Origin of the sequence: Corynebacterium sp. HMSC071F07, assembly GCF_001810285.1 — a bacterium.
GTDB lineage: Bacteria > Actinomycetota > Actinomycetes > Mycobacteriales > Mycobacteriaceae > Corynebacterium > Corynebacterium simulans.
Genome location: NZ_KV800712.1, coordinates 132,251 through 152,874, shown reverse-complemented (window position 1 = coordinate 152,874; position 20,624 = coordinate 132,251). Strand labels below are relative to the sequence as shown.

The 20,624-nt window shown below is 60.3% G+C and carries 17 protein-coding genes and 1 pseudogene; all 18 read left to right on the top strand.

Annotation, left to right across the window (positions count from 1 at the left end; all coding sequences use genetic code 11):
• Positions 1-24 precede the first annotated feature (24 nt).
• The 18 genes and pseudogenes from carB (at position 25) to uvrC (ending at position 20,601) form a co-directional block, all read left to right on the top strand.
• Positions 25-3,366 (top strand): carbamoyl-phosphate synthase large subunit, encoded by a 3,342-nt coding sequence (carB, locus tag HMPREF2724_RS07500; protein WP_070588057.1) that lies wholly within the window; start codon positions 25-27, stop codon positions 3,364-3,366.
• Complete coding sequence (gene pyrF, locus HMPREF2724_RS07495) at positions 3,350-4,201, top strand: orotidine-5'-phosphate decarboxylase (RefSeq protein ID WP_070588053.1); 852 nt, start codon at positions 3,350-3,352, stop codon at positions 4,199-4,201. Before carB ends, pyrF begins: the two co-directional genes overlap by 17 nt.
• 279 nt (positions 4,202-4,480) lie before the next feature.
• Positions 4,481-4,801, top strand: coding sequence for an integration host factor, actinobacterial type (mihF, locus tag HMPREF2724_RS07490; RefSeq protein ID WP_005531652.1), 321 nt, complete (start codon positions 4,481-4,483; stop codon positions 4,799-4,801).
• A gap of 8 nt (positions 4,802-4,809) precedes the next feature.
• A complete protein-coding gene (gene gmk, locus HMPREF2724_RS07485) occupies positions 4,810-5,379 on the top strand; it encodes a guanylate kinase (RefSeq protein ID WP_061922273.1) in 570 nt (189 codons plus the stop codon).
• 40 nt (positions 5,380-5,419) lie between these two features.
• Positions 5,420-5,722 (top strand): DNA-directed RNA polymerase subunit omega, encoded by a 303-nt coding sequence (gene rpoZ / locus HMPREF2724_RS07480; protein ID WP_061922276.1) that lies wholly within the window; start codon positions 5,420-5,422, stop codon positions 5,720-5,722.
• Between the two features lie 199 nt (positions 5,723-5,921).
• Positions 5,922-7,139: a bifunctional phosphopantothenoylcysteine decarboxylase/phosphopantothenate--cysteine ligase CoaBC gene (gene coaBC / locus HMPREF2724_RS07475; RefSeq protein ID WP_070455651.1), complete on the top strand. Its 1,218-nt coding sequence runs from the start codon at positions 5,922-5,924 to the stop codon at positions 7,137-7,139.
• 134 nt (positions 7,140-7,273) lie between these two features.
• Positions 7,274-8,505, top strand: a pseudogene (gene metK / locus HMPREF2724_RS07470) (methionine adenosyltransferase).
• 11 nt (positions 8,506-8,516) lie between these two features.
• A complete protein-coding gene (locus tag HMPREF2724_RS07465) occupies positions 8,517-10,553 on the top strand; it encodes a primosomal protein N' (protein ID WP_070588051.1) in 2,037 nt (678 codons plus the stop codon).
• Between the two features lie 106 nt (positions 10,554-10,659).
• Positions 10,660-11,169 carry a peptide deformylase gene (gene def, locus HMPREF2724_RS07460; RefSeq protein ID WP_061922284.1) on the top strand — a complete coding sequence of 170 codons (510 nt, stop codon included), beginning with the start codon at positions 10,660-10,662 and terminating at the stop codon, positions 11,167-11,169.
• Between the two features lie 50 nt (positions 11,170-11,219).
• Complete coding sequence (gene fmt / locus HMPREF2724_RS07455) at positions 11,220-12,182, top strand: methionyl-tRNA formyltransferase (RefSeq protein ID WP_070588048.1); 963 nt, start codon at positions 11,220-11,222, stop codon at positions 12,180-12,182.
• Positions 12,179-13,678, top strand: coding sequence for an RsmB/NOP family class I SAM-dependent RNA methyltransferase (locus HMPREF2724_RS07450; protein WP_062040932.1), 1,500 nt, complete (start codon positions 12,179-12,181; stop codon positions 13,676-13,678). The genes fmt and HMPREF2724_RS07450 overlap by 4 nt, the downstream gene beginning before the upstream one ends.
• 54 nt (positions 13,679-13,732) lie before the next feature.
• Positions 13,733-14,398 carry a ribulose-phosphate 3-epimerase gene (gene rpe / locus HMPREF2724_RS07445; protein ID WP_061922292.1) on the top strand — a complete coding sequence of 222 codons (666 nt, stop codon included), beginning with the start codon at positions 13,733-13,735 and terminating at the stop codon, positions 14,396-14,398.
• A gap of 54 nt (positions 14,399-14,452) precedes the next feature.
• Positions 14,453-15,478 (top strand): bifunctional diaminohydroxyphosphoribosylaminopyrimidine deaminase/5-amino-6-(5-phosphoribosylamino)uracil reductase RibD, encoded by a 1,026-nt coding sequence (ribD, locus tag HMPREF2724_RS07440; protein ID WP_061922295.1) that lies wholly within the window; start codon positions 14,453-14,455, stop codon positions 15,476-15,478.
• Between the two features lie 53 nt (positions 15,479-15,531).
• Positions 15,532-16,146, top strand: a complete 615-nt coding sequence (locus tag HMPREF2724_RS07435) for a riboflavin synthase (protein ID WP_061922298.1) — start codon at positions 15,532-15,534, stop codon at positions 16,144-16,146.
• A gap of 11 nt (positions 16,147-16,157) precedes the next feature.
• The gene (locus HMPREF2724_RS07430; RefSeq protein ID WP_061922301.1) at positions 16,158-17,462 is read left to right on the top strand and encodes a bifunctional 3,4-dihydroxy-2-butanone-4-phosphate synthase/GTP cyclohydrolase II; all 1,305 of its coding nucleotides are present in this window, start codon (positions 16,158-16,160) and stop codon (positions 17,460-17,462) included.
• A 19-nt stretch (positions 17,463-17,481) separates the two neighbouring features.
• Entirely contained in the window at positions 17,482-17,961 is a 480-nt protein-coding gene (gene ribH, locus HMPREF2724_RS07425) for a 6,7-dimethyl-8-ribityllumazine synthase (protein WP_061922304.1), read from the top strand.
• Between the two features lie 30 nt (positions 17,962-17,991).
• Positions 17,992-18,546 carry a PH domain-containing protein gene (locus tag HMPREF2724_RS07420; RefSeq protein ID WP_070432909.1) on the top strand — a complete coding sequence of 185 codons (555 nt, stop codon included), beginning with the start codon at positions 17,992-17,994 and terminating at the stop codon, positions 18,544-18,546.
• 3 nt (positions 18,547-18,549) lie between these two features.
• Entirely contained in the window at positions 18,550-20,601 is a 2,052-nt protein-coding gene (uvrC, locus tag HMPREF2724_RS07415) for an excinuclease ABC subunit UvrC (RefSeq protein WP_061922310.1), read from the top strand.
• Positions 20,602-20,624: the final 23 nt, after the last annotated feature.

The window sequence follows — 20,624 nt, the reverse complement described above, 5'->3', positions numbered from 1 at the left end:
CACCAGGAAGAGGATTAGAAACTTATGCCAAAGCGTAACGATGTAAACCACGTCCTGGTTATCGGTTCTGGCCCAATTGTTATCGGCCAGGCCTGCGAGTTCGACTACTCCGGCACCCAGGCTTGCCGCGTGCTGAAGGAAGAAGGCCTGCGTGTCACGCTGGTCAACTCCAACCCGGCAACCATCATGACGGACCCAGAATTCGCAGACCACACCTACGTGGAGCCGATTGACCCTGAGTTCATCGAAAAGATCATTGTTAAGGAACAGCAAGAAGGCCACAAGATTGATGCGGTGCTTGCAACCCTGGGCGGACAAACCGCACTGAATGCTGCGGTGCAGTTGGACCGCGCAGGCATCTTGGACAAGTACGGCATCGAGCTCATCGGCGCCGACATTGAGGCGATTGAGCGTGGTGAGGACCGCCAGAAGTTCAAGGACATCGTCGAGTCCATCGGCGGCGAGTCCGCGCGTTCCCGCGTGTGCCACAACATGGACGAGGTGCACGAGACCGTCGCAGAGCTCGGCCTGCCGGTAGTCGTGCGTCCTTCTTTCACCATGGGCGGCTTGGGCTCTGGCCTGGCTTATAACCAGGAAGATCTCGACCGCATCGCAGGCGGCGGCCTAGCTGCTTCACCCGAGGCAAACGTGCTCATCGAGGAATCCATCCTCGGTTGGAAGGAATTCGAGCTGGAGCTCATGCGCGACGGCGACGATAACGTCGTGGTCATTGCCTCCATCGAAAACGTCGATGCCTTGGGCGTGCACACCGGTGATTCCGTCACCGTTGCTCCGGCTCTGACCTTGACCGACCGCGAGTACCAGAAGATGCGTGACCTCGGCATTGCGATTATTCGCGAGGTCGGCGTTGACACCGGCGGCTGCAACATCCAGTTCGCCGTCAACCCGGTTGATGGCCGCATCATCGTCATCGAGATGAACCCGCGTGTGTCTCGTTCCTCCGCGCTGGCTTCCAAGGCCACCGGCTTCCCAATCGCGAAGTTGGCAGCCAAGTTGGCAATCGGCTACACCCTTGACGAAGTACAAAACGACATCACCGGCGTTACCCCTGCGGCATTCGAGCCGACCTTGGACTACGTCATCGTCAAGGCACCACGCTTTGCCTTTGAGAAGTTCCCGGGCGCTGATGACACCCTGACCACCACGATGAAGTCCGTCGGCGAGGCCATGGGCATCGGCCGTAACTACATCGCCGGTCTCAACAAGGTCATGCGCTCCCTGGAGTCCAAGCAGCACGGCTTCTGGACCCGCCCGGATGAGTACTTCGCCGGCGATCGCGCGACGGACCTGGATGCAGTGCTCAAGGACCTAGAGCGTCCGACCGAGGGCCGCATGTACGACGTAGAACTGGCTTTCCGCCTCGGCGCTAGCGTCGAACAGCTCTACGAGCACTCCCAGATCGACCCATGGTTCCTTGCTGAGCTCAAGGCCTTGGTTGACTTCCGCGAGGAGCTGCTGAACGCACCGGTCCTGGACGCGCAGCTGTTGCGTGAGGCGAAGTTCTACGGGCTTTCCGACGCCCAGATTGCCGCCCTGCGTACCGAGTTCGCTGGCGAAGATGGCGTGCGATCCCTGCGCTGGTCGCTGGGCATTCGCCCGGTCTACAAGACGGTCGATACTTGTGCTGGCGAGTTCGAGGCGCAGACCCCGTACCATTACAGCTCCTACGAGCTGGACCCAGACGCAGAGTCCGAGGTCAAGCCGATGCCTGCCGATAAGTTGGGCAAGGTCATCATTTTGGGCTCTGGCCCGAACCGTATTGGCCAGGGCATCGAGTTCGACTACTCCTGCGTCCACGCAGCGTTGGAGCTGTCCGAGCGCGGCTACGAGACCGTCATGGTCAACTGCAACCCGGAGACGGTCTCAACTGACTATGACACCGCTGACCGCCTGTACTTCGAGCCGTTGACCTTCGAGGACGTTATGGAGGTCTACCACGCGGAGTTGCAGTCCGGCCCTGTTGCCGGCGTCATCGTTCAGCTCGGCGGCCAGACTCCGCTGGGCCTTGCAGAGCGCCTGACCGAGGCTGGGGTTCCAGTCGTCGGTACCTCCGCTGCGGCAATCGACTTGGCTGAGGACCGCGGCGAGTTCGGCAAGGTACTGGCAGAAGCAAAGCTTCCAGCGCCAGATTTCGGCACCGCAACCTCCTTCGAGGAGGCACGTTCTGTAGCCCGCGACATCGGCTACCCGGTCCTGGTTCGTCCTTCCTACGTGCTCGGCGGCCGTGGCATGGAGATTGTCTACGATGAGGACTCCCTGCGTGACTACATCGACCGCGCAACGGAAATCACCTCCGACCACCCTGTATTGGTGGACCGCTTCCTCGACAACGCAATCGAGATTGACGTGGATGCTCTCTGCGATGGCGAAGAGGTCTACTTGGCCGGCGTGATGGAGCATATCGAGGAGGCCGGCATTCACTCCGGTGACTCCTCCTGTGCACTGCCACCGATGACTCTGGGGCCTGAAGACATCGATAATGTTCGCCGCTCCACCCGCGCGCTAGCTAAGGGCATCGGTGTACAGGGCCTGATGAACGTGCAGTACGCGCTGAAGGATGACACGCTGTACGTCATCGAGGCGAACCCGCGCGCATCGCGCACCGTGCCTTTTGTTTCCAAGGCCACCGGCGTGCCGCTGGCTAAGGCTGCAGCTCGCGTCATGATGGGCGAGTCCATCGCTAATCTGCGTGCAGAAGGCATGCTGCCTACCGAGGCCGATGGTGGTTCCTTGCCACTGGAGCACCCGATTGCGGTCAAGGAAGCTGTGCTGCCTTTCAACCGCTTCCGCCGCCCAGACGGCACGCTGCTTGATACCTTGCTCTCCCCAGAGATGAAGTCCACGGGCGAGGTCATGGGCCTAGCAAGCAACTTCGGCGCGGCTTTTGCCAAGGGCGAAATCGCTGCCTTCGGCCACTTGCCGACTGAGGGCACGGTCTTCGTCTCCGTGGCTAACCGCGACAAGCGCACCCTCATCTTCCCAATCCAGCGTCTGGCCTTCATGGGCTACAACATCGTGGCTACCGCAGGCACCGCGCAGATGCTGCGCCGCAACGGCGTGGAGTGCGAGGTAGCGGTCAAGGTCTCCGAGGCAGCAGATGGCCAGGAGTCCATCGTTGACCAGATTCTTGCCGGCAAGGTCGACCTCATCCTCAATACCCCGGCTGGTTCAGACAACGCGCGCCACGACGGCTACGACATCCGCGCGGCGGCTGTTTCCGTGGGCGTTCCGCTTGTTACCACCGTCCAGGGCGTTACCGCTGCGGTCCAGGGCATCGAGGCGCTGCGCATCGGCAACCTTGAGGTACGTGCACTGCAGGAGCTTGAGCATGACGCAAAGCACTAGCGCCTTCGGTGAGCGGCTCGTCGCTGCCGGCGCCGAGCGCGGCAGGCTGTGCGTGGGCATCGACCCGCATGCGCATCTGCTGCGTGCTTGGGGCTTAAACGACGACGTCGATGGGCTACGGAGATTCGCGCGTACCTGCGTGGAGGCATTCGCCGAGACCGTCGCAATGGTTAAGCCGCAGGTGGCCTTCTTCGAGCGCTTTGGGTCTGCGGGCTTTGCGGTGTTGGAAGAGACCCTGCGGGACTTGCGTGAAGCAGGTTGCTTGACGCTTGCCGACGCCAAGCGTGGCGACATCGGCTCCACGATGGCCGGCTATGCTGCTGCATGGCTTAGCGATGATTCGCCGTTGTCCGCGGATGCAGTGACCGTCTCTCCATATCTAGGAGTCGGTTCGCTCCAGCCGGTGTTCGACCTGGCGGAAGAAAAGGGCAGGGGAGTCTTCGTTCTGGCTGCAACTTCCAACCCGGAGGCCGTGGCGTTTCAGTCCATCATGGACGAAGAAGGCGTGACGCTGGCGCAGGGCGTGGTCAACCAATGCGCCGCGCTCAATGCCGCGTACAAAGTCGCAGGACGTCCGGGCAACGTCGGCGTCGTAGTCGGCGCCACGCTTGCGCAGCCGCCTGTCCTAGACGAGCTGAACGGCCCGGTTTTGCTGCCGGGCGTCGGCGCCCAAGGAGCTACTGCGCAGGACGTGAAAGTAATCACTGCGGCGGCCCCGCAGTTGGGTTTCGCCAACGTTTCCCGTTCGGTTCTTTCCGCAGGCCCGCAGGTTGTTGACCTGCGTGAAGCAGTGAAATCTGCCCTGGCAGAGGCTACCGAAGAGACCGCTTTTTAAGGTTATGGCGCGGCCGATTATAAGGCCCGCCATTTACCTGGTATTTTGAGAAACGCACCGCGATGACGTGCAGGAATTCCGCACAATACGGACCCAAATAATGTCATCGCGTAATCACCAGTGCTAGGATTGCCTGAAGTCGGTTCGCGCCGAGCCTGTGACTAGTGATTTTAGTCGTTTTGCTCGGCACTGCGGGATTTTGATTCCCGTTATCGCGACCGGATTCTGGTAAGACTTACTGGACGGAAATTATCAATCTAATGAAATCGGAGGAAACCCGTGGCCCTTCCAAAGTTGACTGATGAGCAGCGCAAGGAAGCTCTCGCAAAGGCCGCTGAGGCCCGCAAGGCTCGCGCCGAGCTCAAGGCTGCGCTGAAGCGCGGCGAAACCAACCTGAAGGACGTTCTGGACAAGGCTGAGACTGACGAGATCATCGGTAAGACCAAGGTCTCCGCTCTCCTCGAGGCTCTGCCGAAGGTTGGCAAGGTCAAGGCTAAGGAAATCATGGAAGATCTCGAGATTGCTCAGACCCGTCGTCTGCGCGGCCTCGGCGATCGTCAGCGCCGTGCCCTGCTCGAGCGCTTCGGCTACGGCGAATAAGATTCGCGATGTCTGACGCAACTGCACGCGGTAACCTGGTCGTTCTGGCTGGGCCTTCCGCTGTGGGTAAGTCCACTGTGGTTTCGCGTCTGCGCGATGACGTCGATCAGCTGTACTTCAGCGTCTCAATGACGACGCGTCAACCCCGACCTGGTGAGCAGGACGGGGTTGACTATTTCTTCGTTACTCCTGAAGCTTTCCAGCAGCGCATTGACGCCGGTGAAATGCTCGAATGGGCAGATATTCATGGCGGGCTCCAGCGCTCCGGCACTCCTGCACAGCCCGTAAAGGAAGCAATGGAGGCAGGCCGCCCCGTCCTCGTAGAGGTGGACCTGGAAGGCGCTCGCAACGTCAAGGCCGCCCTGCCGGAAGCTAAAACCGTGTTCTTGGCACCGCCGTCATGGGAGGTGCTCGTTGAGCGCCTGACCGGCCGTGGCACCGAGCCGCAGGACGTCATCGACCGTAGGCTTAAGACCGCACACGCTGAACTTGCCGCACAAGACGAGTTCGAGCACGTCGTTGTCAATGAGAATCTTGATGACGCCGTGGCAGCTATTAGTGCTATCCTGCAGGGATAGAACTAGATTTTGACCATTTCCAAGTGAAGTAAAGGTGCATGTGACTAACGTGACCACCCCTGCTAATGCTGAGGCCCCGAAGCCAGAGCCAGTGTTCGATCCGCCAGTGGGCATTACTGCTCCGCCGATCGACGAGCTCCTCGATAAGGTCTCGTCCAAGTACGCTCTGGTGATCTTCGCCGCTAAGCGCGCGCGTCAGATCAACAGCTACTACCAAGAGCAGGATGAGGGTGTCTTCGAGTTTGTCGGTCCTCTGGTAACCCCTGAGGCGGGCGAGAAGCCGCTTTCCATCGCTCTGCGTGAGATTGAAGCTGGTCTCCTCGATCACGAGGAAGGAAAGTAAAAGCTTTCAAATAAGCTTTGTCGGGCCCAGGTGTCCTGCCGCCATCTTGGCGGGGGGAGCCTGGGCCTTTTGGCGTCTTGCGGCCGAAAAGTTTCCGGGCTGTAGAATTGGCCGGGTGAATCAAGCGAACCTTCATTCTTCTGCATCTTCTTCCGCGCCTTCTACTGCATCAGAAACATCCGCTCGGCCGCGCAATATCGTGGTGGGTGTAGCCGGTGGTATCGCCGCATACAAGGCTTGCCATTTAGTCCGCGACTTCAAAGAGCACGGAGATAGCGTCCGCGTTGTGCCAACTCAAGCGGCACTGCAGTTCGTGGGCGCGGCTACCTTTGAGGCGCTTTCAGGCAGCCCCGTGAGCACCTCGGTTTTCGATGATGTGGATTCAGTCCAGCACGTCAATATTGGTCAGCACGCAGACGCCGTTGTTGTAGCTCCCGCCACGGCCGATGTCATCTCCCGCATCGCCGCTGGCCGTGCCGATGACTTGCTGACGGCCACGGTGCTGGTGGCGACCTGCCCTGTCATCGTTGTCCCTGCAATGCACACCGAGATGTGGCAGAACCCGGCCACGGTGGATAACGTTGCCACCTTGCGGCGCCGCGGAATCACCGTGATGGAGCCAGCACACGGCCGCCTAACCGGCCGCGATTCGGGCCCGGGGCGTTTGCCCGAGCCAGAGCAGATTGCCGAGCTCGTGCGCACCGAGTTGGCGGGCTACCGCATGGGCCAGGGGCTTGCAGGCAAGAATGTCGTTATTTCTGCAGGCGGTACGCAGGAGAACCTTGACCCGGTGCGTTACTTGGGTAACCGTTCCTCCGGCCGGCAAGGCTTCGCACTTGCCGAGATTGCCGCACAACGCGGCGCGAACGTCACCCTCGTCGCCGGTAACACGGAGAAGCTGCCTGTTCCGTCTGGGGCAAAGGTTCGCAACGTTGTTTCGACGGCGGAGCTACAGGCGGCGATGGAGGAGGAAGCGCGCGATGCGGACGTGGTCATCATGGCCGCTGCCGTGGCCGATTACCGCCCGGCACACATTGCAGAGTCAAAGATGAAGAAAGGCCAGGCAGATGCCGAGCTTTCTAGCATTCAGCTAGTGGAGAACCCTGATGTGCTCAAAGGGATCGTCGCCAAGCGTGATGCAGGCGAGCTTAACCCCAATGCCGTCGTCGTGGGCTTTGCCGCGGAGACCGGCGATGCCACCCATTCCGCGCTCGATTTTGCCAAGGAAAAGTTTTTAAAGAAGGGCTGTGACCTCTTGATGGCCAACGAGGTTGGCGAGGGTAAGGTTTTTGGGCAGTCCGATAGCGAGGGCTGGATTTTAAGCCGCGATGCGGCGCCACAAGTGGTTGCTCACGGCTCAAAGCATGTGGTCGCGTCCCAAATCCTCGACGCAGTACAAGAGATAATGAGCAACTAGGCCAAGGCCTAATTGATTTAATAGACCGCTTGGTCTATGCTGGCTAGTTGTTAAAGCTTGGGGCCAGAACCATGCATCGAACGCTAAAAGAGCTTTCGCTAGTTAAGCTTTTCTGTCTGCACTAAGGAATATCTGTGACTTTAAACCCTGCACCGGCTACCCGTTTGTTCACCAGCGAATCCGTGACTGAGGGCCACCCGGACAAGATCTGCGACGCTATCTCCGACACCATTTGGATGCGCTGTTGGAAAAGGATCCGAAGGCGCGCGTGGCAGTGGAAACCCTCGTGACCACCGGCCAGGTTCACGTTGTCGGTGAGGTTCGCACCACCGGCTACGTAGAAATCCCGCAGTTGGTCCGCAAGACCTTGACGGACATCGGTTTTACTTCCTCCGACGTCGGATTCGACGGCCACACCTGTGGCGTTAACGTCGCCATCGGCGAGCAGTCCCAGGAAATTGGCGCTGGCGTCGATACCTCTACGGAGGCTCGTGACCGTTCCGATGACTACGACGAGGAAAATGATACCGCCGGTGCCGGTGACCAAGGCCTGATGTTCGGCTACGCCACCAACGAGACCGATGAGTTCATGCCGTTGCCTATCGCACTGGCACATCGCCTTTCGCGCCGCTTGACCGAGGTTCGCAAGCAGGGCATCGTCGATCACCTGCGCCCAGACGGCAAGACCCAGGTGACCTTCGCCTACACCGACGATAACCGACCTTCCCACCTGGACACCGTGGTTATCTCCACCCAGCACGATCCCGAGGTTTCCCAGGAGTGGCTCATGGAGCAACTGCGCGAGCACGTCGTGGAATGGGTTATCAAGGACGCCAAGCTCGAGCACTTCTACGGCGAGGACACCACGCTGCTGGTCAACCCTTCCGGCTCCTTCATCTTGGGTGGCCCGATGGGCGATGCTGGCCTTACCGGCCGCAAGATCATCGTCGATACCTACGGCGGCATGGCTCGCCACGGCGGTGGCGCGTTCTCCGGCAAGGACCCGAGCAAGGTGGACCGCTCTGCGGCCTACGCCATGCGCTGGGTAGCTAAGAACATCGTCGCTGCGGATTTGGCTGACAAGGCTGAGGTCCAGGTCGCCTACGCCATCGGCCGTGCGAAGCCGGTGGGCCTGTACGTCGAGACCTTTGGCACTGCGAAACACGGGCTTGACGACGCCACGATTCAGGCCGCCGTCAACAAGGTCTTCGATTTGCGCCCGGCCGCTATCATCCGCGATCTCGACTTGCTGCGTCCCATCTACCGCCAGACCGCAGCCTACGGCCACTTCGGCCGCACCGACATTGAGCTGCCATGGGAGTCCACCGACCGTGCCGTCGCACTGCGTGAGGCTGCCGGCCTGTAGTATCAGAGCCTATGCCAGCTAGAACACCCGCCGCCCATAAACCGGTCGCGCGGGTGTTGCCTTTATTGGGCGTCGCCCACCTAGACCGCGGCTTCGATTATCGCGTCGACGAATCGCAGTCGGCTGCTGCTAAGCCCGGCGTGCGCGTGCGCATCCGCTTCAATGGGCGGCTGACAGACGCCATCGTTTTGGAGCGCCGCAATGACAGCGAGTTCGACGGCCAGCTGCGCTATCTGGACCGCGTGATTTCGCCTTATGCGGTCTACTCAGCTGAGCTTGCCGAACTCATCGAGTCGCTCGCGGCCCGCTATGGGGCGGTGCGCTCAGACATTATTCGCTCCGCGATTCCGCCGCGGCATGCCAAGGCAGAAGAATCCGATCTCGCCACCCCGTGGGAGGAGATGGGCGAGGCACAAGAACCAGATCTTTCGGGGTGGTCGGCATATCAGCATGGTGAGTCCTTTGTGGACTCGGTATTGGCCGGTGGGCTGGCCCGCGCCGCATGGCAGATTGCGCCGGGCGATGACTGGGCGAGTGCCGTCGCGGCATTGGCCGCAAAAGTGGCACTCGACGGCGGCGGAGTCTTGCTCGTGGTGCCGGACCAACGCGGCGTCGACAAGCTGGAAAAGGCTTTGCGAAAAGTGGTCGCAGCCAAGCAGATCACCGTCTTGGGCAATGCCACGGGTCCGCAGGCACGCTACCGCCGATATCTTTCCGCTTTGGTGGGGCAGGCGCGCATTGTGTTGGGTACCCGCTCGGCGGCCTTTGCGCCGGTACAGAACCTACGCCTGGCGTTCATTTTTGATGATGGCAACGACAACCTCGTAGATAACCTAAAACCCTATGTCCACACCCGCGAGGTGCTGACCACGCGCTCAGCTAAGGAAGGCTGCAGTCTGATTCTGGCGGGGCATGCCCGCAGCGCAGAGACACAGCTGCTGGTCGAATCTGGGTGGGCGCATGACCTGCTCGCTAGTGAATCCACGTTGGAAACACGGCGTCCTGCAATGACTGCGGTAGGGGCGTTTGGCCTGCAGGTTGCGCGTGATCTGCAGGGCGGAACCACCTCGGTTACAGGGCCTGCCTTCCAAGCTGCGAAGCGTGCGCTGGACCGTGCGCAGCCGGTGCTCGTGCAGGTCCCGCGGAAGGGCTACGCACCAATTCTGGCTTGCGGCAATTGCCGAGCCCCCGCGCGCTGCCGCCACTGTAACGGCCCCTTGGGCCTTGCCGCCGATAGACGCGGGGGAGATACGCACCATGCCTCCTTGCCCACGTGTCGGTGGTGTGGCCGCATCGAGTCGAAATTCCGCTGTGTCGAATGCGGCTCGCCGCGGCTGCGGGCTATCGTACTGGGCTCTGAGCGCACGGCGGAAGAGTTGGGACGGGCGTTTCCGAGTACCCGCATCGTTGTCTCGGGCGGCAACAAGGTCGTAGACGAGGTCGCAGATGAGGCGGCACTGGTCATCGCAACGCCGGGCGTAGAACCGGCCGTCGCCCACGGCGGGTACTACGGCGCAGCTTTGCTGTTGGATGCAGGCACGCTGCTCAACCGCCAGGATCTGCGCGCCACGGAGGAAGCTCTCTCTAAGTGGGCGTCTGCAGCTACCTTGGTCTGTTCGCACAACAAGGGCGGTGAAGTGGTCATCGCCGCTGACGGTGAACTGCCGGTCATTCAGTCCTTGCTGAATTGGGACATGGTTGGTGCCGCACGCCGTGAGCTGGCGGGGCGTCGGGAAGTGCGTTTCCCGCCAGCAGTGCACATGGCTGCGGTCGATGGTGCCGATGCCAGCCTGGATCACTTCATGTCTATTGCGGAGCTACCGGAAAACGTGGAGGTTTTGGGACCCGTACCGTTGCCACCGGGGCTGAGCCTGCCCGGCGAATATGACGAGCAGCGATTTGGGCCGCCGCAACGCGTACTGATTAGGACCCCGTTGGGCCCGCGTGCCCAATTGGGCAACGCCTTGCGTAAGGCCAATGCCGCCCGCAGCGCGCGCAAGGACGAGCTTCCTTTGCGCATCCAAGTCGATCCCATCCACATCGGCTAGTCCTTCCATACCCCGTTAGGCGGTGCCGGGGGATTGTTCCACTATTGTCGAGGGCAGCAAATAAAAGAAGAATCAACGTGGATGAGGCGAGGAAGGCTCCTATTAAATGGCACTAAGAGCAATCCGCATGTACGGCGACCCAGTTCTCACCTCCCGTGCGGTGGAGATTGAGAAATTCGATGCTTCACTTGCAGCGCTAGCGGCTGACATGCTGGAGACTATGGACGAGGCAGGCGGAGTAGGACTTGCGGCGAATCAGATTGGCTTGACCAAGCGCATCTTTGTCTACGATTGCTCGCACGTGCAAACGGGTTTGCGTGGCGCAATCATCAATCCCGTGTGGGAGCCCATCGGACAGGCGAAGCAGGATGGCCCTGAGGGCTGTCTTTCCATCCCTGGGATTTCTGAAAATACGGAGCGTTACGAAACCGTGGTTTTAAGCGGCCGCGATATCCGTGGTAACGCCATTTCTATGGTCGCCTCCGGGCTCATGGCGCGCTGTATCCAACACGAGACCGATCATCTCGATGGCGTGTTGTTCCTGGACCGGTTGACTAAGGAAAAGCGCAAGCAGGCCATGCAGGTAATCCGCAATTCTGACTGGTTTAATTCTTAAAAAACTACCTAGTATTTTTCAAAGCATACTTATAAAGGAGACGCCACAGCATGAGAATCATCTTCGCTGGAACGCCGGAACCCGCGGTCGTGGCACTGGAAAAGCTGATTGCCTCTGAACACGAAGTCGTCGCCGTACTTACCCGGCCGGATGCTCGCAAGGGGCGTGGGCGCAGTCTGCATCCGAGCCCGGTGAAAGAGCTGGCGCAAAAGCACGGCATAGAGGTGTTAACTCCTACCTCGCTGAAGCCGGATACCGAGGATGGAAAGGCGCTGCGTGAGCGCCTGCATGAGCTCGAACCGGCTGCGATTCCGGTGGTGGCGTATGGCAATCTGATTACACCGGACCTGCTGGATGTACCCGAGCACGGTTGGGTAAACCTGCACTTTTCTTTGCTCCCGGCATGGCGAGGGGCGGCGCCGGTCCAGGCAGCGATTGCGGCAGGCGATGAGCGCACGGGCGCTACCACCTTCCGCATCGATGAAGGCCTCGATACCGGTGAGATTCTCGGAGTCGTGGAGTCAGATATCTCGGAGACCGACACTGCCGATGACTTGCTGACCCGCCTGGCTTTTAAGGGGGCAGATCTGCTGGTTGAGACAATGGACGGTTTGGCAGCCGGCAGCATCACACCGCGCCCGCAGGAGGGCGAGGCCACGTACGCCTCCAAGATTGCGGTGGAGGACGCGCAAGTGGACTGGACGGCACCGGCTACCGTGGTGGATCGCCACATCCGCGCGCATACTCCGGGGCCAGGCGCTTGGACGCTGCTGGATTCTCAGCGCGTGAAGCTTTCACAAATAAGCCTTGTCGAGGAAGCTGAGTCTGGCGCGGCGCTTGCCGACGTCGCGCTCGAACCAGGTCAGGCGCACATCACGAAGAAGGCCGTATACGTTGGAACGGGCGAGGGGATTGTCAAGCTTGATCGCCTGCAACCCCCAGGAAAGAAGATGATGAACGCTGCAGACTGGGCACGCGGTCTTGGCGGCGCTAAAGAAGTGAGGTTTTCATGAGCGGCGGATTCCGTTCTCGTTCCAAGTCTGGAGACAAGCCTAAGGAAACGTCCCAGAATAAGGGGCGCGGTCAGTCTGGCAAACCTAATAAAGGTAATAGGCGGCCGGTGCGCAACAATGCGCGCGGCAGGAAGGAGAACCCTTCCTTCGTGAAAGCAGCGCGCCGCGCGGGCATCGATGTCCCGCGCGCGGTTGCCTACGAGGTACTGCGCCGCGTGCACAGTGATGATGCTTTTGCGAATCTCACCCTGCCGAAGGCGCTGCGCGTACACAAGTTGGAGGCCCGGGACGCAGCTTTCTGCACCGAGCTGACCTACGGGGCGTTACGCAGTGAGGGCGTGCTCGATGCCGTCATCGAAAAGTGCTCTTCCCGTGGGCTCGATGCCATCGCACCAGAGGTGCTCGACGCATTGCGTCTGGGTACCTATCAGGTGCTTTTCACCCGCGTTGAGGCTCACGCTGCGGTTGATACCACCGTGCGCTTGGTGGAGGCCGCCGGCTTCGAGAAGGCGAAGGGCTTTGCCAATGGCATTATGCGTACGGTAACGCGCACGCCTTCCGAGAAGTGGCTGGACAAGCTCGCGCCGAGTGGTGAGGTAGCAGCGCTTGCCTTCAAGCATGCGCACCCGACCTGGATTGCGGAATCCTTCGCCCGCGTCGTCGGCTTGGGCGAGCTGGAGGCCGCCTTGGAGGGGGATTCGCAGCGCCCGATCGTGCACTTGGTGGCACGTCCTGGTGAGATCAGTGCGGAGGAGCTGGCCCTTATGACCGGCAACGAGGAGGGCAAGTACTCGCCTTATGCGGTGTACATGTCTGCCGGTGATCCAGGCGATCTGGAGCCGGTCAAGCAAGGACTTGCCGCAGTGCAGGACGAGGGTTCGCAGCTTATCGCCCGCGCCGTTGCGGAGGCGCCGCTGGAAGGGGAGGATTCCGGACGCTGGCTGGATCTGTGCGCCGGCCCTGGCGGTAAGGCGGCGCTGATGGGTGCGCTGGCGCGTATTGAGCAGGCCACCGTTGATGCAGTCGAGGTCTCACCGCACCGTGCGGAGCTCATCAAAAAGACCGTGGCGGATCTCCCGGTGCGCGTGCACGTGGGGGATGGCCGCGAACCTGGCCTGGAGCCGGGCTTCGATCGCGTGCTGGTCGACGCCCCGTGCTCCGGCCTGGGTGCTTTGCGCCGCCGTCCGGAGGCTCGTTGGCGGAAGGCTGAAAGCGACATTGCTGACCTCAATGAGCTGCAATTTGAGCTGCTCGAATCCGCGCTGCGGCTCGTCCGTCCTGGCGGCGTGGTGGTTTATTCCACCTGTTCGCCAGACCTTAGGGAAACGCGCGATATTGTGGACCGCGCCGTCGCCAAGCTGGGCGCAGAGGAACTCGACGCGCATACGCTAATTCCAGACATGGGGGATGTGGGCCGCCACAAGTCGGTCCAGATGTGGCCGCACCGTCATGGCACGGATGCGATGTTCTTCGCAGCTTTGCGGCGCACGAACTAGGCGCCGAGCCGGTTTCGCGGCGAGGCGTCGCAGGTTAGGTCTAGACTATGGGGCATGTCCGCTCCGATTATTTCCCCATCCATCCTCGCCGCTGACTTCTCCTGCTTGGGCGAAGAAGTGCGCGCCGTATCCAACGCTGATTGGATCCACGTCGACATCATGGATGGACACTTCGTCCCCAACCTTTCCTTTGGCCCAGACATCACAAAGACCGTTGACGCAGTCACGGACCAGGTGCTTGATGTGCATCTGATGATTGAGGAGCCAGAAAAATGGGTGGAGACCTATGCTGCAGCCGGCGCCGATTGCATCATTTTCCACGCGGAAGCTGTTGCGGATGTGGCGGCCAGCCTCGCCTTGGCGGAAAAGATTCGGGGGCTGGGCGTGCGCGCAGGTATCTCGGTCAAGCCGGATACCGCAATCGAGCCGTGGTTGGACAAGCTCGCTAGCTTTGATTTGGTGCTCGTGATGTCCGTGGAGCCGGGCTTTGGCGGCCAGAAGTTTATGCCGGAGATGCTGGATAAGGTGCGTGCTTTGCGTGCAGTTATTGATGATGAAGGGCTTGCAACTCTCATCGAGATCGACGGTGGCATTTCGGCGGAGACCATCCGTGAATCAGCAATGGCTGGCTGCCATGCTTTCGTTGCCGGCTCTGCAATTTATAAGCAGGAGGATAAAGCTGGCGCAGTCGCGGAATTGCGCGAGCTGGCCACCCTGTAGAAGACCGTGAATAGAGCTTTGAATCGAAGCTCGCAAAAGCCTGAAAGAATTTTCATGAAGCTTGATTTAGAAGCGGCCCTGCTGCGTGCAATGGAGGCTGGCCAGTCTGTCCGCGGTACCACTAGCCCCAATCCGCCTGTGGGTGCCGTCATTTTAGATGCTCAGGGCGAATTGGTTGGTACTGGTGCCACCCAGCCGGCAGGAGGTGCGCACGCGGAAGTAATGGCTCTCAACGAAGCTGGGGAGGCTGCGCGCAATGGCACTGCGGTGGTCACCCTTGAACCGTGTAACCACACCGGGCGCACCGGTCCGTGCGCGCAGGCGCTTATTGATGCTGGGGTTTCGCGGGTCTTTTTCCTGCATGGCGATCCAAACCAGGAAGCAGCCGGGGGAGCGAGCACCCTGCAAGCAGCTGGGATTGAAGTTGCACAGGTTGCGGCACCCGTTGACAAGGATGTTCCCGACGCGCTCTTGCCGTGGTTGCGTGCCATCGAAATGGGCAGGCCACACGTCACCCTCAAATTTGCGCAGACCCTCGACGGGTTCACCGCCGCAGTAGACGGCACCAGCCAGTGGATTACTGGCGAGCATGCCCGCGCCTGGGTGCACGTTGACCGCTCACAACGCGACGCTATCTTGATCGGCACGGGCACGGCTTTGGCCGATAACCCGTCGCTTACCGCCCGCCGCCCAGACGGCAGCCTTTTTGAGCAGCAGCCGCGCCGCGTGGTGATTGGTCGCCGCAACTTGGAGGACGCGGGCGCGGCGGCCAGCAACTTGCGCGAGCTCGGCTACCTGCAGTTTGAGGACATCGACCAAGCCTTGTGCGAGCTCTATGCGGATGGCGCACGCGATATTTTGGTGGAAGGCGGGGCAGGTCTTGCTAGCTCTTTTCTCAACGCAGGCTACGTCGATGCAGTGCAGGCTTATATTGCCCCGGTTCTTTTGGGCGAAGGCCGTGGCGTATTGGCGCATCCGGTGGCCCAGACCTTGAGCGACGCTAAGCGTTTCCGCCGCAGTGCCACCAAGGTCTTGGGTGATGATGTCTTAATTGAGTACGTGCTCAATTCGCCGAGTTAGACGCACAGAGTTAGACACACAGAGTCAACAAATCATAAATAGAAGGAGTTTGCTTGTTTACAGGACTCGTAGAGGAACTAGCCACCGTCTGCTCCGTTGAGGAGCAGGGCGATGCGATTCGGCTGGGGATTAGAGCGCCTCACGTGCTTAGCGACGCCGCGCTCGGTGACTCGATTGCGGTCAACGGAGTCTGTCTTACGGTGGCAGCGCTGGATGGCGATGCTTTCGTCGCCGACGTCATGGCCGAGTCGTTGCGACGCTCGGCGCTGGGGCAGTTGCGCGAGGGCTCCGTCGTCAACGTGGAGCGGGCGCTTTTGCCCACCACGCGTTTGGGCGGACACATCATGCAAGGCCACGTGGACGGCACCGCAGAACTTTTATCGCGTACCCCTTCGCAGAATTGGGAAGTGTTGCGCTTTAGCCTTCCCCACGACCTTGCACGATACGTCGTCGAGAAGGGCTCAATCGCAGTTAGCGGCACCTCGTTGACCGTAAGCGCGATCGGAGCGGACTGGTTTGAGGTGTCGCTGATTCCAACCACCCTGCGCGACACAATCTTCGGCACGATGGGGGTCGGCGCTGCCGTAAACCTAGAAGTAGATGTGTTGGCCAAGTACGTTGAGAAGATGTACGGGCCTAACGCGCAGGACGCAAACCACAGGGGCTAAAGTAAATCCTTATGACCGCAGCAGAATCTTCCGTCAAACTCGACACTGTTGAACAGGCCATTGCTGATATTGCGGCCGGCAAAGCGGTGGTTGTGGTTGACAACGAAGACCGAGAAAACGAAGGCGACCTCATTTTCGCCGCGGAGCTGGCAACCCCAGAACTCGTGGCCTTCATGGTCCGCTACACCTCCGGCTATATTTGTGCGCCGCTGTTGCCAGAAGATTGCGCGCGACTGAACCTGCCGCCGATGATGGCGCTTAACGAGGACGTGCGCGCCACCGCTTACACGGTGACAGTAGATGCAGCGACCGGCACCACGGGAATCTCCGCGGGCTCCCGAGCAGAGACCATCCGGCGCTTGGCTGATCCGACCACCACGGTCTCTGACTTCACCCGTCCGGGTCACGTGGTTCCTTTGAGCGCACGCCCAAGCGGCGTTCTGGAGCGTGATGGACACACGGAAGCTGCGGTAGATCTCGCGCGCTTGGCGGGGCTGCGGCCGGCCGGCGTTTTGTGCGAGATCGTCTCCGAGGAAGACCCCACCGATATGGCGCGTTCGCCGGAACTGCGACGCTTTGCCGATACCCATGGGCTGACCATGATCTCCATCGAGCAGCTCATTGATTGGCGCCGCCACAAGGAAACCCAGATTCGCCGCTCGGTGGCATCGCGCCTGCCCACCGATCACGGCCTGTTCAATGTGCTGGGATACACCCATGACATCGACGGCAACGAGCACATCGCGCTGGTTGCAGGCGACGTCGAGGAGCTTCGCGGCGCGGAAGACGTGCTGGTGCGCGTGCACTCTGAGTGCCTCACGGGTGACGTGTTTGGATCCCGTCGCTGTGATTGTGGCCCTCAGCTCAACGCTTCGCTCAAGGCGGTTCAGGAAGCCGGACGTGGCGTGGTGATTTATCTGCGTGGCCAAGAAGGCCGTGGCATTGGCTTGGTGAACAAGCTGAAAGCCTATCGTTTGCAAGACAAAGGCCTTGACACCGTCGATGCCAATCTCGAGCAGGGCCTGCCCGAAGACGCGCGCGAGTATTCCGTGGCGGGTCAGATTCTGCGGGACCTTGGCATTGCTTCCGTTGTCCTCATGACTAATAATCCGCACAAGGGTGAGGGTTTGGCCGGCTTTGGTGTCGATGCTTCTCAGCACACTACGCTTGCTGTGGAAGCAAACGAGGACAACATCACCTACCTGCGCACCAAGCGTGACCGCATGGGCCATGACCTGCCGCAGGTTGAACACTGGGATATGCAGCATCCAGCAGGTGGTGCCCACGACGCGAATGATGAAGACCACCGCAACTAAGCACTAAGAAAGGTTTCCGATGGCTAAAGAAGGCTTGCCTGAAATTGAATTGGTCCCCGCTGAGGGGATCCGCGTGGCTGTCGTAACCGCGACGTGGAACGCCGAAATCTGCGACCAGCTGCACAAGCGCGCTGTAGAGACTGCTCGTGCATGTGGCGCGCAGGTGACCGAGACTCGCGTGGTTGGGGCACTCGAACTTCCCGTCGTGGTGCAGGCGGCGGCCCGGACCCACGATGCCGTGGTTGCGCTGGGCTGCGTGGTAAAGGGCGGCACCCCGCACTTCGATTACGTGTGTGACTCCGTAACGCAGGGCCTAACCCGCATCGCTCTAGACGAGTCCACTCCGGTGGGCAACGGCGTGCTCACCGTGAACGAGTATTCACAGGCAGTCGATCGCGCAGGCTTTGCCACCTCAGATGAAGACAAGGGCGCGGAGTCGATGGTGGCGGCTTTAGACACGGTATTGAAATTGCGTACACTAGATGGGCTGGCAGGCTAGGCCAGCCTGTAAACCACGAAGAAGGAACTAATGACTGACGCACAAGAATCTGGGGCCCGCGAGACGTCGACACGCACGCAGCTTACCGACGCCGAGGTTCTGGCCTACACCAGTGCGGATCCGTTCGCGCAGACGTCGACGAAGCCGTGGATTTATGAGGCTAAGTCGCAATTTTTGCGCAAGGTGGCCATCGGTTGGGTCATCCTCGTCATGGCTATCCATATTTTCATGGGCCTTACCTTGGATATCTCCTTCACCGGTGCTGCCGTCACCACTATCGATAAGTTCGCTTTCCCCGGCGTGGGCCTGCTTATCTCGGTTCTGTCTTGGCTGGCCCTGACGCGCCCGCGCTTGCGTGCGAATGAAGACGGCGTCGAGGTGCGTAACATCGTAGGTACCCGTTTTTATCCTTGGCAGGTCGTCTACGGACTATCCTTCCCAGAGGGCGAGCGGATGGCGCGCATCGAGTTGCCCGACTTCGAGTATGTGCCGGTTTGGGCACTGCAGGCTGGCGATAAGGCCGCCGTTATTCCGAAGGTTCGCGCTTTCCGCGACCTTGAAGCTAAGTACATGCCGCAGGATTAAAAAGTGGCAGATCCCGCTACCTACCGACCAGCGCCAGGCACTATTCCCACAGAGCCTGGCGTTTATAAGTTTCGTGATGAAAACCGCCGGGTAATTTACGTAGGCAAGGCCAAGAACCTGCGCGCACGTTTGTCCAACTATTTCCAGGACATCACGCAGCTGCATCCGCGCACGCGCCAGATGGTGCTTACCGCTGCGTCGGTGGAATGGACCGTGGTTGCCAGCGAGGTGGAAGCGCTGCAGCTGGAATATACCTGGATTAAGCGCTTCGACCCGCGGTTTAATGTCATGTACCGCGACGATAAGACCTATCCGATGCTTGCGGTATCGGTAGGAGAGATCGTCCCACGCGCCTTCTTTTACCGTGGCCCGCGGCGGAAGGGCGTGCGTTATTTTGGTCCGTATTCCCATGCTTGGGCGGTGCGCGAAACCTTGGACCTGCTCACGCGCGTGTTCCCCATGCGCACCTGTTCCAAGGGCGTCTACAACCGGCACGAGCGCTTGGGCCGTCCGTGTCTATTGGGATATATCGGCAAATGTTCGGCACCGTGTACCGGTGCGGTATCGAAGGCAGATCATAGGGAGACCGTAAATTCGCTGGTTTCCTTTATGAACGGCAATACCTCCGCCGTGACCCGTGAACTAACCCAGCGCATGGAGCAAGCCGCGGAAAACCTCGAGTTTGAGCTTGCTGCACGCCTGCGCGATGACTTAGGCGCAATCAACAAGATTATGGAGCAGCAGGCCGTCGTGTTCAATGACGGAACTGATGCGGATCTCATTGCCTTTAGCTCTGATGAGCTGGAGGCCGCTGTGCAGATCTTCCATGTGCGTGACGGCCGCATCCGTGGCCAGCGCGGCTGGGTCGTAGAACGCTCAGGCGACCAAGCCCCGACGGGGCCGTGGGAAGAAGGCGAAAGCGATCCGGCTTTGCCGGCGTTGATGCAAAACTTCCTGATCCAGTTCTATTCGGATGCGGCAGACCGCGAGCAGCAAGAGATGGAGGAAGACGCTGCTCTTAGCAGGCGCGGTGTGGACCAGGAATCGCATACGGAAACCCGCCGCGGCAACGTGATTCCGCGGGAGATCTTGGTGCAGGCCATGCCGGACGAGTCGGCTGAAGTCATCTCCCTGCTCGAGGATCTGCGTGGGGCGCAGGTGAATATGCGAGTACCGCAGCGCGGCGATAAGCACTCCCTGATGGAGACCGTCGAGCGCAACGCTAAGGAGCAGCTGCGCCAGCACAAGCTCAAGCGCGTCGGTGATCTCACCGCGCGTTCGGCGGCCCTGCAGGACATCCAGGAAGCCTTGGGGATGGACCAGGCGCCGCTGCGCATCGAGTGCACCGATATCTCCCATATTCAAGGCACCGATGTGGTTGCTTCCCTCGTGGTCTTTGAGGACGGTCTGCCACGCAAGGCTGATTACAGGCGTTACCGCATCAAGGAGGCGGCTGGTGAGGGTCGCTCTGATGACGTCGGCTCCATCGCCGAGGTAACTCGCCGCCGTTTCAAGCGCCACAACGAGGACAAGCTCGCCAACCCAGACGAGGAAGTCGAGGAGTCCACCTTCGACGACGAGAATGTGCAGGAAGAATCCGCAGAAGCGGGACGTCGTTTTGCCTACCCGCCGCAGCTATTCATCGTGGACGGTGGCGCTCCGCAGGTTGCGGCAGCGCAAGAGGTATTTGATGAGCTCGGTATCGTGGACGTGACCCTCGTTGGCCTTGCAAAGCGCTTGGAGGAAATCTGGGTCCCGGGTGATGATGAACCGGTTATTCTCCCGCGTAACTCGCAGGCGCTGTACTTGCTACAGCAGATCCGCGACGAGGCACACCGCTTTGCTATTACTTATCACCGCCAGCAGCGTTCCAAGCGCATGCGTTCTTCGGTACTGGATTCGGTGCCGGGCTTGGGGCCGCAGCGCCGCACCGATTTGGTCAAGCATTTTGGCTCGGTGAAAAAGCTCAAGGAAGCCTCGGCGGAGGAGATCGCAGCGGTCAAGGGCTTTGGCCCGAAACTTGCCGGTGTGGTCTATGAACATCTGCATGGTTAAAGAAATTCAGTGTTCTATAAGTC